This is a genomic window from Xenorhabdus sp. PR6a (assembly GCF_028599065.1).
Lineage (GTDB): Bacteria > Pseudomonadota > Gammaproteobacteria > Enterobacterales > Enterobacteriaceae > Xenorhabdus > Xenorhabdus doucetiae.
In genome coordinates this window covers 1-1,699 of the sequence record NZ_JAQRFJ010000149.1, presented here as the reverse complement: position 1 = coordinate 1,699, position 1,699 = coordinate 1, and the positions used below count along the sequence as shown (strand labels likewise).

Below are 1,699 nucleotides of genomic sequence, written 5' to 3'. Positions count from 1 at the left end.
AATTATCAGTGTATTAAGTGGTGTGTTATTAAAGATAGTTATTGTGTGATAACTATCTTTAATAACGCAAAAATAAAATATACAGCTAGTATCACAATAGGAGTAGATCCGAACTATTTTAATGAGTGAGTGTAACTATAAATCTCAGTTAATATCAAAATATATAAGGTGTTTGTATATGTTATCACATATTGGCAAGGGTATATTTGTATTCTTTTTTCTTTACACATTATTGATACCTTATACGATAACGCACTCATTTGCGGATGGGGATCTAGCATCTGCAAAAATACACATGTCAGAAACAGATAAGAAAGATAATATAGACACTCGAGTTAACGAATCAAGTAAAAAATATCTGAACTCGAATGCGCATAAAGAAAATAGCTCTGGAAAAGACAACCAAGCATATTATCCTAATACGCCAAGTGTTATCGCTAAAAACATCCAAATGGCAGGCAATATCCTGTCATCCTCACCTTCAGAACTGGCAGAACAAGCCAAGTCCTACGCCGTGGGCAAATTTAACAGCACCATCTCTTCCGAAACACAAAAATGGCTATCCCAATTTGGGACAGCCAAAATTAACTTTGGGCTGGATAGAAAAGGAACGCTAAAAAATAATTCACTCGATTTATTATTGCCACTTTATGACAATAAAGTCGATTGGCTGTTTTTTTCTCAACTGGGTTATCGCAACAAAGACAGCCGAAATACCATTAACGTGGGATTAGGCGGGCGTTATTTTTATCAGGACTGGATGTATGGCCTGAATACCTTTTATGACTACGATCTTACGGGTAAAAATCAGCGCCTGGGCTTGGGGGGAGAAATATGGGGAGACTACATTAAATTTTCCGCCAATAGCTATTACCGTTTAAGTAATTGGCAAAACTCACGGAATTTTAAGGATTTCCATGAACGCCCTGCCAACGGTTATGACATTAATGGGGAATTCTTCTTGCCCGCTTACCCAAATCTGGGAGCCAAACTGGCCTATGAGCAATATTTTGGCGACAACGTGACCTTATTCAATCGTGATACTAAACAGAAAAACCCCAATCTGGCTAAACTGGGGCTGACTTATACGCCTGTCCCACTCTTCACGCTGGGCGTGGATTATAAACAAGGGGGAAGCGGGCACAGTGAAACCCAGTTCTTGGCGAATTTAAGTTATAAATTGGGTGTCCCCCTGAATGTGCAGTTATCACCTGAAAATGTGGCCTCAATGCGTACGTTGGCGGGCAGCCGTTATGATTTGGTAGAACGTAACAACAATATTGTGCTTGATCATCAAAAAATCCCCATCATCCAACTCTCCTTACCGGAAACAATAACGGGTTATAGTCAGGAGCCGCACGATATTACGGTCAAGCTATCTTCCAATACTGCCGTTAAGCAGATTCACTGGGCAACGAACGAAGATTTTGCAAAGCATGGTGGCAAACTCTCTTCCCGTGTTGGTCATACAATAAAGGTCACTCTGCCGAAATACATATCCGGCGACAATCCCAATAATAATTACCCCATCTATGCCCTTGCTGAACTGGAAAATAACCAAAAATCAGCACCCGTTGAAATGCGCGTGATTGTCAGGCCCTTTATACTGCAAAAACGGGAAGAACCTAACTTCACTCCAGCAGGACCATTGTCGGCGACGGGGGATAAAAAAGACGGGTATACGTTTAATCCGGTGATT

Annotated in this window: 1 protein-coding gene; it reads left to right on the top strand. The window is 40.7% G+C overall.

All coding sequences use genetic code 11. The features are described from left to right. Positions 1-295 precede the first annotated feature (295 nt). The coding region (locus tag PSI15_RS17915) for an inverse autotransporter beta domain-containing protein (protein WP_273584693.1) at positions 296-1,699 on the top strand (1,404 nt) is incomplete at its 3' end.